Source organism: Alteromonas sp. OM2203, assembly GCF_048517045.1.
GTDB lineage: Bacteria > Pseudomonadota > Gammaproteobacteria > Enterobacterales > Alteromonadaceae > Alteromonas > Alteromonas gracilis.
The window spans coordinates 516,371-532,087 of record NZ_CP183209.1; the positions used below are offsets into that span (position 1 = coordinate 516,371).

The window sequence follows — 15,717 nt, forward strand, 5'->3', positions numbered from 1 at the left end:
AGAATTTTGTAGAATCCCCGCCTAATTTTCTTACACATATGATTCATGGCAAAGAACGTTGTGGTACTCGGCACTCAATGGGGTGACGAGGGTAAAGGCAAGGTCGTAGACCTACTCACTGATCGCGCAAAATATGTTGTTCGCTACCAAGGCGGGCACAATGCAGGTCACACTCTAGTTATCGACGGTGAAAAAACCGTACTTCACTTAATTCCATCAGGCATCCTACGCGATAACGTTACCTGTATTATTGGTAACGGTGTTGTGCTTAGCCCAGACGCACTAATGAAAGAAATGACCATGCTTGAAGAGCGTGGCGTTCCAGTGCGCGAGCGATTAAAGATTAGTGAAGCTTGTCCGCTTATTCTTCCTTATCACATTGCACTAGACGTCGCGCGCGAAAAAGCACGTGGTGCGAAAGCAATTGGTACGACCGGTCGTGGTATCGGTCCTGCGTATGAAGATAAAGTTGCGCGCCGCGGTTTACGCGTAGGTGACCTATTTAACGCAGAAGACTTCGCAGCTAAGCTAAAAGAAGTGCTAGATGTTCATAACTTCACGCTTACGCAATACTATGGCGAAGAAGCAGTAGACTTTGATGAAACCTTAAAAGGTGCAATGGAAGTTGCTGACATCCTTAAAGCGATGGTTGTCGATGTAACTGACGAGCTAGACAAAGCGGACAAAGCAGGTTTACCTATCATGTTTGAAGGTGCCCAAGGCACACTTTTAGACATCGACCACGGTACTTATCCTTATGTTACGTCGTCAAACACTACCGTTGGTGGTGTAGCGACGGGTGCTGGCTTTGGGCCACTTAAGCTAGATTACGTACTGGGTATCGTTAAAGCATACACCACGCGTGTAGGCTCAGGTCCTTTCCCTACTGAATTAGATTGCGAAGTAGGTGAGCACTTAGGTGTTAAAGGTCACGAGTTTGGCGCTACTACAGGTCGTAAGCGCCGTACGGGTTGGTTTGATGCCGTTGCGATGAAGCGCGCAGTACAAATTAACTCTATCACTGGGTTCTGCTTGACCAAGCTTGACGTACTAGACGGCCTTGAAAGCCTTCAAATTTGTGTTGGCTACAAAGATGCGGACGGCAATGTAAAAGATGTACCACCTATGGCAGCTGACGGTTACGACAAAGTAACGCCAGTTTATGAAGAAATGCCAGGTTGGACAGATAACACCTTCGGTGTAACTGAGTTTGAAGCCCTTCCTCAAGCGGCGAAAAACTACATTAAGCGTCTTGAAGAACTAACAGGTGTTCCAGTTGACATCGTTTCAACAGGCCCTGACAGAAACGAAACTATCGTTTTACGTAGCCCATACGACGCGTAATAACGCCACGTTGAATACCTTCAAAAGCCCAGTTTTCACTGGGCTTTTTCATTTCTTTCTTATGGAATTCCAGTCAGTCCTCTTTGTCTAGCGCTCGTCCGCTATACATTTTCATTGCGCTTACGGACGGTTAGACACGTTCGCATTAAACATTAATTAACATTTTAGTTGCGTTGTCTTCGAACATCCCTATTAATATAAGATAGTATCAGTTAATTATTGCGCTGCTTTGCCCGGCAACAACCTTAAGATGAACCATAGAATTGTTGTAGTGGGTGTAATGCTATCGGAGCTTTCTTATGCCAAATAGACCTTCTCTTCACGCAGTAGAAACCGGCGTGTGTTTCGTTGATGTTGTTCACAAACTTAACGACAGTTTTGATACTGGTAAAACTCAGTCCCTGGAGTGGCGTAAAAGTCAGCTTAAGGCATTAGAAACCCTGCTTAAAGACAACCAGCACGATATCTTGCAGGCACTTAAAAATGATTTGGGTAAATGTAAAACCGAAGCAATGGTGGCGGAACAAGGCTTTCTGCTTTCTGATATCAAGCATACGCTGAAGCATCTTGATAAATGGGCAAAGCCGCGCAAAGTATCTACACCCATGGTGGCGTGGCCGGGTAAAAGCTTCCGAAAACCAGAGCCCCTTGGCACTGTGCTCATTATCGGTGCGTGGAATTATCCACTCCAGTTGTTACTTGCCCCTTATATCGCTGCTATTGCAGCGGGCAACTGTGCGGTATTAAAACCCTCAGAACTGGCCGAAGAAACTTCGTCGCTAGTGGCAAAGCTTATCCCCCAATATATGGATAACTCATGCGTTGCCGTAGTAGAAGGCGGTAAAGACGAAGCAACGGCGCTGCTGGCGTGCAAGTGGGACCATATTTTCTATACTGGCGGGGAAGCCGTAGGCAAAATTGTAATGAGCGCGGCGGCCAAAAACCTTACGCCAGTCACCCTTGAACTCGGCGGAAAAAGCCCTTGCTTTATTGATAAGCACACAAATCTTGCGGTAACGGCGCGCCGTTTAGTGTGGGGAAAATGGATGAACGCGGGGCAAACCTGTATTGCCCCTGATTATGTCATTGTAGAAAAGGGCGTAGAGCAAAAGCTTATCGATGCAATAAAAAAAGAGCTGAAAAAACAGTACGGCAAAGTACCGCTGTCTTCACCGGATTACGGCAATATCGTTAATCATCGCCACCTAAAACGCCTTGAGAGCTACCTTGAAAACGTAAATGTGGTATATGGCGGAGAGACAGATGCATCCCGCCCTGCGATGGCTCCCACGCTCGTGTTAGCACCATCGTTAGATTGCCCGTTAATGAAAGAAGAGATTTTCGGCCCCATTCTACCTATTATCACTGTTGATAATATGGACGCGGGCATTAAGCTTGTGAACAGCAGGCCTAAGCCACTCGCCCTTTATGCATTTAGCGACAAGGATGAGGTGCTCGATAATATTATCAGTAAAACCAGCTCGGGCAGCGTGTGTACTAACGACACTATGCTGTTTATGACAAACCCTGAGTTGCCGTTTGGCGGCGTAGGAAATAGCGGCATGGGTAGCTATCATGGGCAAGCAGGTTTTGATACATTCAGTCATATTAAAACGGTAATGAAGCGCTCATTCGCGCTCGACGTGTTCTTTCGTTACGCGCCGTTTTCTAAATTTAAATTATCGCTACTTAAGAAGTTTTTATAACAGGAGTTTTCATGGTTCAACCTTTTCACCTTGCCATACCGGTCACTAATTTAACCGACGCCGAAGCGTTCTACGGTGAGTTGTTAGGTTGTGAAAAGGGGCGCAGTGACACCCAGTGGATAGATTGGAACTTTTTCGGCCATCAGTTAGTAACGCACTGCGTAGAGGCTATGCCTTCGCCGCCTGCTTACAACGGGGTAGACAATCATGCTGTGCCGGTGCCGCACTTTGGCGTTGTGCTAACCATGGACGATTGGCAAGCACTGGCAAGTAAATTAGAGGCTGCCGATACCGAGTTTGTTATCGCACCTTATATTCGTTTTAAAGGTAAGCCGGGTGAACAAGCCACCATGTTTTTCAAAGACCCTTTCGGTAACGCGTTAGAGTTCAAAGCGTTCGCCGATATTTCTCAGCTTTTCGCTTCATAATGATTGGTGTCAGTTGCTTTTTGCCGTACATCAAAGCGCAGCTGATACTAAGCTAGCGCTTCTTCTTTTTCGGTTTGAAGCGCTTATATAAAAGCGCAACACCTGTAAGGGTGAACAAAAAGGCGCTGCCCGAAAAAGCAATTAACCACGGCGTGTTAAAGTTACTTCTGTCCTTATAATCCATTATGTGCAGCATCCACATAAAATCAAACAGCCGCCATGTGTCGGTACGTACGCGCAGAACACTGCCTGTGTTTGGGTCGATATAAAACCGCGATTTAAGGTCGTCATCGAAGTTTACCTGCCATAATGGCGCAGACAGGTTTTGCACTTCTTGAGGTAACACGCTTAATAACTGGGTCTCACCAATATCGCCAGTACCTGCGTATTGCCCTTTTGCTGCTTTACGAATAGCGCCTTCTTGCATGGTTTGCAAAGCTTCACCTGTTAATGCGCTGTAGCGATAGGCAATGTTGTCATCCACGACCTGATAAACAGGAATAGCATCAAGCGTGTTTGGGTCAGCATGGCCTACTTCATTTATACGATGAGTAAGTGAAAGTACGGCAGCGCTACTGTGGCGGCGCAAAATGTCTGAAGGGGTAACCGTAACGTTGTGCCACGACGTAGTGACGGCCTGTTTTAAGTGGTTGCCTCTTACTTCCTCTATGGGTAACCAGGCCATAACCAAGCCGCTTAAAAACCATAGGCCTATTTGAACAAACAGAATTAAGCCCAAATAGTTGTGCGCTTTGCGCATAAATTTCATCATCAGGTTTTTTGGTTTTATTATCAAAAGGCTATAACATCAGAAAACAATAACCGAGTAAACCGAAGAAGAGGGTGGTTTTGAATAAAGCATTAGTGCTGGTAGACGTACAAAACGTGTATTACACCTGCCGTCAGGCGTACAAACGTAACTTTAATTACAACCAGTTTTGGCGTGAACTCACCTACAATTTAGACATAGCACATGCTTTTGCATACGCCATAGACAGGGGTGACAGCAAGCAGCGTGAATTTCAAAACATTCTTCGTGCTATTGGGTTTGAAGTAAAGTTAAAGCCTTTCATTCAACGTGCTGACGGCTCGGCGAAAGGTGATTGGGATGTAGGTATAACAGTAGATGCACTTGAACACGCCGACGATGTTGATGAGATCATTTTGGTGTCGGGCGACGGCGATTTCGATATTCTTGTAAACGCCCTTAAAGCAAAAGGGAAAACTGTAACGGTGTACGGTGTTCCTGCATTAACGGCTGAAAGTATTCAAAAAGTGGCGTCTAAGTATGTTCCAATCGACGCTGCATTGTTGCTGTAAACACACTAGCAGTTTCGCCAGAGTTGATGCGATATTTAAAAAGGCCAACTGTGGAATACTCCACAGCTATCCCCTCTGAAAAAGGGCTGTATGAATACTGAAACCACTTGAAGTTCCACGTTTCCATCAGCCCTTTAGCTAGTAGCCATGAGTTCTCAGTCATCATTGCTTCGCCTTTAAAGGGCTGAGCAAATACGGCTTACCCTAATATGGCTTACATTAATACTGCTGTGCTAATAAGGCTGGACTAGGCTTTTACCTCGTCCGCTTTTTTCAGATGCGGCTTCTACACCTTCTTTAGTACGCTTAATTAAATGTACATCACCAAAGCGACGGTTATCAATAATATAGCCCATGGCTTTAAGCTCATTTACCGTTGCCTCTGTAAACCCGTCGTGCATACGAATGGTGTCTTTGGGCAATAGCTGGTGATGAAAGCGTGGTGAGTTAACGGCTTCTTCGGCGCTCATATCGTAAAGCAGGGCATTCAATAGCGACTGAGCTACTGAAGAAATAATGGTAGTGCCGCCCGGAGAGCCCGTTACCAGAACCACTTTGTCGTCTTTAGTGACCAGCGTTGGCGTCATAGAAGACAGCATGCGCTTGTAAGGTTCAATAGCATTTGCTTCACCACCTACTGCGCCAAAGAAGTTTGGCACACCAGGCTTAGCACTAAAATCGTCCATTTCATCATTCAATAAAAAGCCAGCGCCAGCCACAACAACACCGCTACCAAACGTAAGGTTGATGGTCGTTGTATTGGCAACAGCGTTACCCCATCTGTCCATAATGGAGAAGTGTGTTGTATCTTCGCTTTCTTTTAAACCAGGCTTAACGCTTGGGGTATCAGAAATTTTGGTAGGCTGAATATCTGCTGCGCGTTGAGTAATATAGTTAGCGTCTGTGAGCGCTTTTACCGGAACACTAACAAAATCAGGATCGCCCATGTATTCAGCGCGATCGGCAAACACGCGCTTACCAATTTCTGACATAACGTGAATGTATTCAGTGCTGTTTTGCGCTGGCAAATCGTGGGTTGCGTCATAGGCTTCTAGCATGCCGATCCACTGGGCAACGGCAACACCACCAGAACTTGGAGGAGGAGCGGTCACCAGCTCATAACCTTGCCAGTTTAAGTGAAGAGGTTTGCGCCACACTGCTTTGTAAGCCAGCAAATCTTCATAGGTAATAAGGCCGCCATTTTGCTGCATAAAATCAACAATGTGCTTTGCTACATCGCCTTTGTAAAAGCCATCCTTTCCCTGTTGCTGAATGGCTTTAAGCGTCATCGCTAGTTCCGGCTGTTTGAAAGTAGTGCCGGCTTTAGCGCGTGCAAAATACTCGCTGAAGTTATTATTGATACCTTCTTCTTCGGCGCGTTTAATATAGTGAGCAATGTTATTGGCCAATTTTTCGTGAACCACAAAACCTTGCTCGGCTAAATCTACTGCGGGCGCAAGTAGACGCTCCCAATCCAATGTGCCGTATTTTTTATGCGCGGCCCACATGCCTGCTACGGTACCGGGAATGCCAGACGCTTTAGCCCCAAACAAGGATTCGTAAGGTTTTACATTACCTTGCTCGTCAAGATACATATCGCGATGGGCATTTTCAGGCGCCATTTCACGGTAATCTAAAAAGTCGGTGCTATCTTCAAACTTTATCGTCATAAAGCCACCACCGCCTACATTGCCCGCCTCCGGCAGTGTTACGGCTAAAACAAACTGTGCTGTGATAGCAGCGTCAATGGCGTTGCCACCTTCTTGGAGTACCTGCATTGCGGCATCGGCGCTATAGCTGTCAGGCATGGCAACGGCCTGCTGGCTAATGCCAACAGTGGTGTTGTTCGTGTTATCTACTGTGTTATTTGGTGCGTGGGAACAGGCCACCACTACAGAAATAACCGCTAAGATCATTATCCGTTTTATCATGTAAAAACTCCTTGCTGAAAATTTGCGACTCATTTTTTACTGGTAATATTTAGCAGTTAATCGACGCTATCACTATGTCTATGCTTTCTGGATTAGCCAAGCATCACTAAACTCGCGATAAAATAGGCGATAAGCGTAAGTGCGCCCGCAAATAGTGCGTAGGGGAACTGAGTTTTAACGTGAGTTAATACGTCAGTACCTGCTGCTAGCGACGATACAGCCGTTGTGTCGGAAATAGGTGAACAGTGATCGCCAAATATACCGCCACCCAATATAGCTCCAATAACTAGAGAAGGAGGCAACCCTAAACTTTGAATCAGCGGCACACCAATAGGAATTAGGATGGCGAATGTGCCCCATGATGTGCCCGTGGTAAACGACATGATCGCTCCGGCAATAAATAGCATGGGAACAATAAGCACTAAAGGAAGGTACTCTCCTACTATGCCCGCAACAAACACACCTGTTCCAAGTACCTTAAGGCTATTGCCCAAGGTTAACGACAGTAGCACTATGGTCACTAGAGGAAGTAGTTCACCCATCCCTTTAAAACCAATTTCTACCGCTTCCTTATGGGTAAAACGTTTGTGGATTAAGAGCAGGCCATAGGCGATGGCAGTGGCTAGAGCGGTAGCGTAAAGTACAGACTTGCTACCGCTACCTTCAGACAATACGCCATTACCTGTCCAGAACATGAAGCCAACCATGCTTAATACCATTATTATCAGTGGTACCAACATAAAACGTGCCTTGGTGGCAGGTTCCGTAGTTTGGTTAACCTCTACATGCGTGAGCGCTTTTTCTTCTTCGGCCATTGGGCCGTGCACTTTGTCAGCGGAAATAGTGTAGGCCACAATAAGTAAGGTGAAGATGGCGTAAAAGTTGAAAAATACGCTGCCCCATAAAATTGAGGCTGATGAAGCTGGTAGCTCGTATGCATCGAGCAGGCTGAGTATAAATGCCCCCCAGCCGTTCAATAAAATCAAAATACAAACGGGCGCGCTGGTGGAGTCAATTATGTAGGCTAAGCGCGCGCGACTCATGCCGAAACGGTCAAACAGGCCTCGGGCGAATATCCCGGCAGTGAGCACACTTAAGTTTGATTCTATGAATACAGCGATGCCAGTGAACATGGTCAAGCCGCCAACTTGTTTGCGACTCTTCGCTACCCCTTTGTTTACTAGAAAGTTGACCGTTGCCGTTACGCCGCCAGAGTCACGTATAAATGCGAGCAACGCGCCAACTAGCACAGAGAAAATAAGCACCCGTGTATTGCCCGGGCTAGCGGCGGTATCAACCACGCGCTCTATGGCATTAATGGGCGCCATGTAGCTTGTAGCAATATCAGCATTTACCAAAATTAACGCTTCCGCGCACAAAACAGCCAGCGCTAATGCGAGTATGACTTCTTTTTTCCAAAAGACGACGGCAATAGCCACAAGAGGGGGGATGACTGACATCCAATCCATACTTCTTTCCAAACTTAAATTTATGTGTGCCTAGGACTTGTTGAGCTTTGATAAGTTACTACGCTCTACTTGCCCTATAGGTATGTCTATTTGCGTAAGAGAATGTGTGATTGCAGTTCAAAGTTGGCGAACATGCTTCTCTCATTTATGCTAGCGTACCGTATTGTGCTTCGTGTTACCAAGGATTAGATAAACATTGTTATTCCAGCAAGTTATTTGTAAAAAACGTGCTTCAGTAATGGGCCGTAGCGCTATCTTGTCAGGCGTGCTCATTTTATTAAGTGCAGCCCTTTTGAATGCCAGCGCAACCGCACAACCTGTAAGTGCTAACGCTTCGAATAATCCTAAGCCCAGCGCTGATGATGAAACCATTCGCGCTGTAAAAAACATGCTCGGGCAAAAAATCATTTTGGATTTTCGCTATTTTTGCGAAGACAATACGCCATCATCACGGTGCCGTACGCCTATGACCGTAATTCCACCGTCACTGTTAAATGTGCTCAGTACGCACAACATCGGCGGTGTTATTTTGTTTTCAGAGAATATCCAAAATACTGAGCAATTAGTAACGCTCAACTACACCATGCAGCAGCATATGGTAAAAGCAGGTCGTCAGCCGTTATTCATTGCTATCGACCAAGAAGGGGGGAGAGTCGCAAGGTTGCCTTCAGAAATACTTTCGCCGTTTGCAGGTAATATGGCCATTGGTGCCACCTTTCATCAACGAGGCAGCGCATTTGCGCAAAGTGTGGCATCGCATATTGGCCAAACGCTTTTACCGCTGGGAATAAACACCAATTTTGCGCCTTCGGTTGATGTAAATAGCGAGCCGAAGAACCCCGTTATTAACGTACGCAGCTTTTCGGAAAACCCAGAGCAGGTAGCCGCACTCGGGCAGACATTTGTCAGTGCTATGCAAAGTACGGGTGTAATGAGTGCTATCAAACATTTTCCAGGCCATGGTGATACCCATGTAGATAGCCACAGTGGCCTGCCGCAAGTAACGCATAGCAAAGCGCAAGCTATGGCGGGCGACATCCTTCCTTTTGCGAATATCATAAATAGTGCAACGCCTCCTGCAATGGTAATGAGTGCACACATTCAGTACCCGTCTTTAGACGATACAACAATTATTGATAAGCATGGTAAGTCACAAATAGTTCCTGCTACTTTGTCGAAGAAGATACTAACCGGAGTGCTTCGCAACCAATTAGGGTATCAAGGCCTTATCGTTACTGACGCGTTAGACATGGCAGGTATTACTCAGTTTTTCTCCCATGAAGAAGCATTAGTCAGTGCATTCAGCGCAGGTGCTGACATTGCGCTTATGCCGTTCACCATAAGAACCCAAGACGACATAAAAAAGTTCGCGTTGCTTTTGGATAATGCAGCAAATCGACTGTCAGAAAGCGCTTTCTTGAAAGCGTCTCATAATCGTATTATTAAGGCAAAACAGCGCTTTGCTTTGCAAAGTTTTAACTCCAAGCCCATGTCATGGTGGCTCAATGAAGCGAAAGAAAATGCTTCAATGAATACCCCTAACAGTTTGAAAAACAGAGGAATTCAAATTGAGAAAGCGCTTTCTAAATCGTCGGTGTCTGTACTTTCCGGTAAGGATAAGTTGCCAATAACTTCAAATCGCTGGTTGGCGCTCATGCCAGACGCGGCAAGATGTTTAGCATTTGAAGCCGCGCTTACACGCGAACGTTCCAACTTCAACAATAAGACTCTGGAGTTTGCGTGTTTGCCGTTAACTGCGTTACCTAAAACCCAATTAGCAATGAATCTATTAAAGAAAGCTGACGTGCTGGTGGTTGGTAATATTAGTCCTCTTCATGCGAATTACGAACTCGGTGGGTTTGATTTGCCCGAGCATGTAAAGCAACGCGCAACTGAAACTGAAATGATGGCATTTAGCAAAAAAATGATGGTTACTGCGAAAGCACAGAATAAAATCGTGGTCTTTGCTCTACTGCGCATGCCATACAAAGTGTATGACGTGAAAGAGCTAGCCGATGTTGCTATTGCTACATTTAGTTATGCGGTGAACATTACACAGCAAAGTGATAAAGAAAATCAGCACGTTACGAGCTATAGTCTTAATGCATTGGTTGATGTATTACTTGGTAGCGCGCTTGCTGAGGGACGTTCACCTGTTTCGTTGAAATAGGTAGCCACGCGAAAGCAGAGACCAAAACCAAAGATATTGCCCATTTAAGTGCGAACAAAGAGCCAAGCCAAAAGCCATTTCAAAAGCCATTTCAAAAGCCATTTCAAAAGCCATTTCAAAAGGAGTTATCGTGAATACAACAAATACATCAGGCGCTACGCAAACTTCATTAGTCGATACGGTATTAAGTGCGTTGTTCCCTTTTGTTCCGCTCCTGTTCGCTATTGTATTGGTAATAAGTGCGCTCATCGCACTGCACTACCTTCTGCTAGCCAAGCAGAGCCATCTTACTAGTGAGCAAAAGTTACCTCGCCAAGTTGGAATGTTGGTACTTACTATCATTGGCACTGTCGTAATTACGATGACGCTCCCTGTAAGTGAGAGTACTAGAAATCAGGTTATTGCACTTATTGGCGTACTTATTTCAGGTGTGATTGCCTTTTCTTCTACCACCATGGTAGGGAATTTGATGGCGGGGATCGTACTTCGTGTAAATCGTCCGTTTAAAGTGGGGGATTTCATAAAGGTAGAAGGCTACAGCGGTCGCGTTACCGAAATGGGCTTGCTCGATGTGGAAATTCAGACTGAGAGCAGAGAGCTTATTGCCTTTGCCAATACGCTGATGGTGAATTCGCCCGTTTCTGTGACCAGAGCATCTGGCGCAATTGTTAGTGTGGATATCAGCTTAGGTTACGATATTCATCACAGCATTATTGAAAAGCACTTACTTGTGGCAGCTGAAAATGCCCAGCTGTCAGAGCCATTTGTACAAGTGGTTGGGCTAGGCGACTTTTCAGTAAGTTATCGCATTTCAGGTCTACTAACTGAAGTGAAGAGTTTGCTGAGCGCGCGCTCAAGGCTTCACAAGGCCGTACTCGACGCTTTGCATAATGCCGATATTGAAATTGTTTCTCCTAGCTTTATGAATCAACGCCCCCAACCGGAAGGCTTAAAGATGATAGCCAAATCGCCTGGTCACACTAAGCAAGAAGAAGCATCTCCTGAAGACGTTATTTTTGACAAGGCTGAAGAGGCAGAGCAAAAAGAAAAAAGTAAAGAAACGCTGATACAGACGATCGCCGATATTGATGCAAAAATCGCTGAGAGTGACGGCGAAAACAGAGATGCGCTTAAACACCAAAAAGCCACCGCAGAAGCTCAGCTCGCAACTTTGGTAAAAACAAAAAATGAAGAAGGTTAGTTTTTACTAACTTTTTTAGCTTCCATTAAATCAAGGATTATATAGGTGTGAGTATTTACTTACATGTTGTATGAGAAGTTTAGTATCGCTAACGCTTCCTCCACATTTACCTTGATAAAACGCCTCAAATCTCAAGGCGAAAGGCGTTTGCCTGAACCTTAATCCGTGTCTTCGTAAAGCAGATATGCTTGTCGTTTTTCTCTAAATTGTTTTAAATCATTCTGCCAACTCTGACGAATTTCTGCAGGCGTTTTGCCGGTTTGAATTTGAAATCGTAGTGCATCAGTACCCGCTAATTTGTCGAAGAAATCTGGGCGAGTAAAGAAGGTTTCTTCAGAGGCATCACTGGCGCTGACCATCTTGTTATATTCAGAAAAACGTGAATAGGCATCTATCAATGTAGCGATATCTAAGCCACTGATAGGTGAGTACCTGTGAATCGTTTGCTTAGAGTCAGAGCCTTCCAAAATCGTAGGATCAGCATTAGTAAATACGTGTACACTTAGCAGGGTATTTTCGTGTTTAGGGTGGGGCGCTGCGCTATTTGCTTTTACCGGTACCTTGGTTTTACCAAATTCCACAAAAGGGTGGCCAATAAGTTGGAAGGGAAAGTCAGTGCCGCGACCTATACTCACGTCGGTGCCCTCAAAAAAACACAGCGTTGGGTAAAGGCGTATCGATAAATCGTTTGGCAGGTTAGGGCTAGGCGCTACAGGCAATGAATAATGCGCAGTGCGCTGATAGTTCTGCACCGGGACAACAGTAAGCTTAGCGTTGTCATAACTGCTCGCGTCAATATCTAACCACTGTTCCCCCACAATCATTTGAGCAAGTTCGCCCAAGGTCATACCGTGTAAGACGGGGATAGGATGCATGCCAATGAACGATGAAAATTCAGGTTGTAGTACTGGGCCGTCAACATAACGGCCGTTAGGGTTTGGCCTATCTAACACGATAACGTCAATATCACGCGCAAAGGCCGCCTCCAACACATAGTGCAAGGTGCTTAAATAGGTGTAAAAGCGTACGCCTACATCCTGAATATCGAAAACAATTACATCAATGCCTTCCAACATGTCGGAAGTAGGTTTTTTGGTTGCGCCGTAAAGGGAGTGAATAGGCAAACCGGTTTTAGCATCAATATTGCTATCTACCTTTTCGCCTGCGCCTTTGTCTCCTCTAAATCCGTGCTCCGGTGACATAATACTTACAACATTAACACTGCGTTGAAGTAGGGCATCAAGCAGATGCTGATTGCGCTGGCTTGTCTTTATCTTATTTTTTTGTGTAGCCAAGCTGTTGCTCGATTCGCGCTCTTCAGGCTCAACCATGCTAGAAGGCAATGCGCTGTGGCTCGAAACCAACGCGCTTTGGTTTGCCACTAAACTAACCCGTTTACCTGCTAGCAAGGGCAGGTTTTTCGAATAGCGTTCAGCGCCTACAGTAAACTGCTTAGTACTTGATACGGGCTGCTTATCCCCTAGTGTAGGCTGCTTTTCTATTAATGTAGGATGCTTCGATTTGCCATCTGTATCGCTTGTATATACATGTGTAGATAAGCTTTGCTGTGCACAGCCGTTAAGCGATAAGCTAATTAGTGCTAGAGAAAGTACTGCAATGAATGCGCTCGACGTTAGGCGTCTAAAAACCTTGTTCAATGTGACCGAAGTTAAAACTTTCATAGCATTAGGCTACCGTGGTTATTCGCTTTTATTCACGGCGGTACGTAAATACCCACCGCTAGCATCTAATTGAGCGGCGGCCTGCTCGGCAGATTGCCCAGTTAATACCATTAAAATAGCAACTTTAGCTTTGTTATTACACGCACCAAGCGCAGCTAAAGCGGCATTTTCACTGCAGTCCGTAGCCTGCATAACAATGCGAAGCGCACGGGCTTTTAGTTTTTCGTTAGTGGCATTCACATCTACCATTAAGTTTTGATAGGTCTTCCCCAGCTTAATCATAGTGCTGGTGCTAATCATATTAAGAATTAGCTTTTGCGCCGTACCCGACTTCATGCGCGTACTGCCAGTAAGTGCCTCAGGGCCAACAACTGGGCATATAGCTACATCAGCATGGGTAAAAATAGCGGCGTTAGGGCTACATGCAATAGCGCCGGTAAAGCAGCCAAGCGAACGGGCATATTTCAGTGCGCCACTTACATAGGGTGTACGACCGCTTGCCGAAATACCAATAACGGTATCGTTGTGGTTTAAGGACAGCGCTACAAGATCAGCACGCCCCGCGTCGACGTCATCTTCTGCACCCTCTACGGCGTGCTGAACGGCCTTTTCTCCGCCAGCTATCACGCCAACAACCAGTTCATCAGGTACGCTAAACGTGGGTCGGCACTCTACGGCATCAAGTATGCCCAGTCTGCCGCTGGTCCCCGCACCTATATAAATAAGCTTGCCACCATTTTTAATGCTAATGGTTGCAGCATCCACCGCTTTTCCAATTTGCGGAATTTGCGAGGCTACCGCGTTTGCCACTTTCGCGTCTTCGTTGTTAATGCGGGCAAGAATGCCTTCCGTGCTTAGCGTGTCTATATCGAGGGTGTCTGGGTTTCTGCCTTCTGACACAATTTTATTCAGTGACTGGGCTAATTCGTTAACGGTGGGTTTATTACCTCCCGCTTGATTGTCAGTACTGACTGTATTTTTAATACTGGCGTTGGCGGATGATTCTGAAGTAGAAGAGTTGTGCGAAGACATTGAAAACCTTGGGGCAACGAAATTGTTATAATGAGCTAGCGCAAAGCATAACGGTATTTTATGCCATAAGAAACCTTGCGTTAGATGGTACGTTTTTCATTATTAATCCTGCGCCGCTAATACGCTTCTCGTGGTACACTCTAGCATTCTATACTCTTTCCCATTAAACATTTAAGGAACGTGTTTTTCTGTGAGCCGACAAACGCAAGCTATCATTCATGCTGACGCCCTTTTACACAACTTCAAAGTCCTTGCTGCTTTAGCGCCTTCAAGCCAGTCTATGGCGGTGGTAAAAGCTGATGCCTATGGTCATGGAGCAGTAAATGTAGCGCGCATTCTTCAGCATGTTTCTTCGCGTTTTGCCGTAGCGATAATTGAAGAAGCCATTGCGCTTCGCGACGCAGGTATTACAGCCCCTATCGTCGTTTTAGAAGGGGCGCACCAGATAAAAGAGTGCAAGATGGCTTTTCAGAATAACTGCATATTGGTGATGCACTGTAAAGAGCAGCTTGAGTGGTTAGATAAGTGCTCTGAAGACAAACGCCCTCACGTGTGGCTTAAGGTCGATAGTGGCATGCATCGATTGGGTTTTTCCTTGTCTGATATAGAAACAGTGGCTGCGAAGTATCGCCATTTATTGAGCGACCAAACCGTTATCGTAACGCACTTCGCTTGCGCAGATGACGTAGACAACAGCTTTACTGATTCTCAGTTCACCGCTTTTAAGCAGGTGGCAGATAAACTCGGTTTTCCTACTAGTGTGGCAAATTCGCCTGCAATCGTGAACTGGCCAGAAAGTCGTAATGCATGGAATCGATTGGGCGTAGGGGTTTATGGCGGCGCAGTATCTACTTCGCAAAAATGCGATACAGAGGTTTACCCCACAATGACTCTTCGCTCAAGCGTTATTGCTGTTCGTGATATCGCACTTGGTGAGGGCGTTGGTTACGGTCAAACATGGGTTGCAGATAAGCCCAGCAAAATAGCCACAGTAGGCATTGGTTACGCTGATGGATATCCTCGGCACTGTAAAAACGGCACGCCAGTGATGGTGCGTGGAAAACGAGCGTTTCTTGCCGGGCGTGTCTCTATGGACATGATCACCATTGACGTTACTCACATCGATAACGTGGCCGTGGGTGATGTGGTTGAATTATGGGGTCAAAACGTATCTATTCAGGAAGTGGCCACGTGTGCCGGCACTATCGACTATGAACTCATGACAAGAATTTCCCAGCGTGTACCACGCATTGTGAAATACCTTTAAATTTCAACGCTGTGCCAATTGGGCTTATCACTATATAAGTTTTAATAAAGTACTATTCATTAAAAGAATGAGACTTTTACCCGTGAGTTAGGTCTATACTGTTAGTGCTGAGATGCAGGATTGCGGTGAATGTTTCGCCTCCAACTGTGCTGGGCAACAACTCATAA

General features: G+C 45.7%; 12 protein-coding genes. 7 read left to right on the forward strand and 5 right to left on the reverse strand.

From position 1 onward, the window contains the following. Positions 1-45: 45 nt before the first annotated feature. The 3 genes from ACM0P2_RS02290 (at position 46) to ACM0P2_RS02300 (ending at position 3,478) form a co-directional block, all read left to right on the forward strand. Positions 46-1,344, forward strand: coding sequence for an adenylosuccinate synthase (locus ACM0P2_RS02290; RefSeq protein ID WP_105930470.1), 1,299 nt, complete (start codon positions 46-48; stop codon positions 1,342-1,344). A gap of 299 nt (positions 1,345-1,643) precedes the next feature. Continuing rightward, positions 1,644-3,050 (forward strand): aldehyde dehydrogenase family protein, encoded by a 1,407-nt coding sequence (locus ACM0P2_RS02295; RefSeq protein ID WP_419227223.1) that lies wholly within the window; start codon positions 1,644-1,646, stop codon positions 3,048-3,050. A gap of 11 nt (positions 3,051-3,061) precedes the next feature. Next, the gene (locus ACM0P2_RS02300; RefSeq protein WP_419227224.1) at positions 3,062-3,478 is read left to right on the forward strand and encodes a VOC family protein; all 417 of its coding nucleotides are present in this window, start codon (positions 3,062-3,064) and stop codon (positions 3,476-3,478) included. Between the two features lie 52 nt (positions 3,479-3,530). Here ACM0P2_RS02300 and ACM0P2_RS02305 read toward each other — a convergent pair whose 3' ends face one another. After that, positions 3,531-4,238: a PepSY domain-containing protein gene (locus ACM0P2_RS02305; protein WP_419227225.1), complete on the reverse strand. Its 708-nt coding sequence runs from the start codon at positions 4,236-4,238 to the stop codon at positions 3,531-3,533. An 89-nt stretch (positions 4,239-4,327) separates the two neighbouring features. On the opposite strand from ACM0P2_RS02305, the gene ACM0P2_RS02310 reads away from it, so the two are divergent. Continuing rightward, complete coding sequence (locus tag ACM0P2_RS02310) at positions 4,328-4,798, forward strand: NYN domain-containing protein (RefSeq protein ID WP_168463103.1); 471 nt, start codon at positions 4,328-4,330, stop codon at positions 4,796-4,798. Positions 4,799-5,031: 233 nt separating this feature from the next. On the opposite strand, the gene ggt is transcribed toward ACM0P2_RS02310, so the two are convergent. After that, positions 5,032-6,729 carry a gamma-glutamyltransferase gene (gene ggt, locus ACM0P2_RS02315; RefSeq protein ID WP_419227226.1) on the reverse strand — a complete coding sequence of 566 codons (1,698 nt, stop codon included), beginning with the start codon at positions 6,727-6,729 and terminating at the stop codon, positions 5,032-5,034. A 92-nt stretch (positions 6,730-6,821) separates the two neighbouring features. After that, a complete protein-coding gene (locus tag ACM0P2_RS02320) occupies positions 6,822-8,198 on the reverse strand; it encodes a Na+/H+ antiporter NhaC family protein (RefSeq protein ID WP_419227227.1) in 1,377 nt (458 codons plus the stop codon). A 238-nt stretch (positions 8,199-8,436) separates the two neighbouring features. Between ACM0P2_RS02320 and ACM0P2_RS02325 the strand changes: the two genes are divergently transcribed. After that, entirely contained in the window at positions 8,437-10,368 is a 1,932-nt protein-coding gene (locus tag ACM0P2_RS02325) for a glycoside hydrolase family 3 N-terminal domain-containing protein (protein ID WP_419227228.1), read from the forward strand. A 130-nt stretch (positions 10,369-10,498) separates the two neighbouring features. Further along, positions 10,499-11,569 (forward strand): mechanosensitive ion channel domain-containing protein, encoded by a 1,071-nt coding sequence (locus ACM0P2_RS02330; protein WP_419227229.1) that lies wholly within the window; start codon positions 10,499-10,501, stop codon positions 11,567-11,569. Between the two features lie 158 nt (positions 11,570-11,727). Here ACM0P2_RS02330 and ACM0P2_RS02335 read toward each other — a convergent pair whose 3' ends face one another. Both ACM0P2_RS02335 and murQ read right to left on the reverse strand, forming a co-directional pair. Further along, positions 11,728-13,251: an exo-beta-N-acetylmuramidase NamZ domain-containing protein gene (locus tag ACM0P2_RS02335; RefSeq protein WP_419227230.1), complete on the reverse strand. Its 1,524-nt coding sequence runs from the start codon at positions 13,249-13,251 to the stop codon at positions 11,728-11,730. Positions 13,252-13,269: 18 nt separating this feature from the next. Then, a complete protein-coding gene (gene murQ / locus ACM0P2_RS02340) occupies positions 13,270-14,283 on the reverse strand; it encodes an N-acetylmuramic acid 6-phosphate etherase (protein WP_419227231.1) in 1,014 nt (337 codons plus the stop codon). 190 nt (positions 14,284-14,473) lie between these two features. Here murQ and alr point away from each other — a divergent pair, with 190 nt between their 5' ends. Next, positions 14,474-15,550 (forward strand): alanine racemase, encoded by a 1,077-nt coding sequence (alr, locus tag ACM0P2_RS02345; protein WP_419227232.1) that lies wholly within the window; start codon positions 14,474-14,476, stop codon positions 15,548-15,550. Positions 15,551-15,717 lie beyond the last annotated feature (167 nt).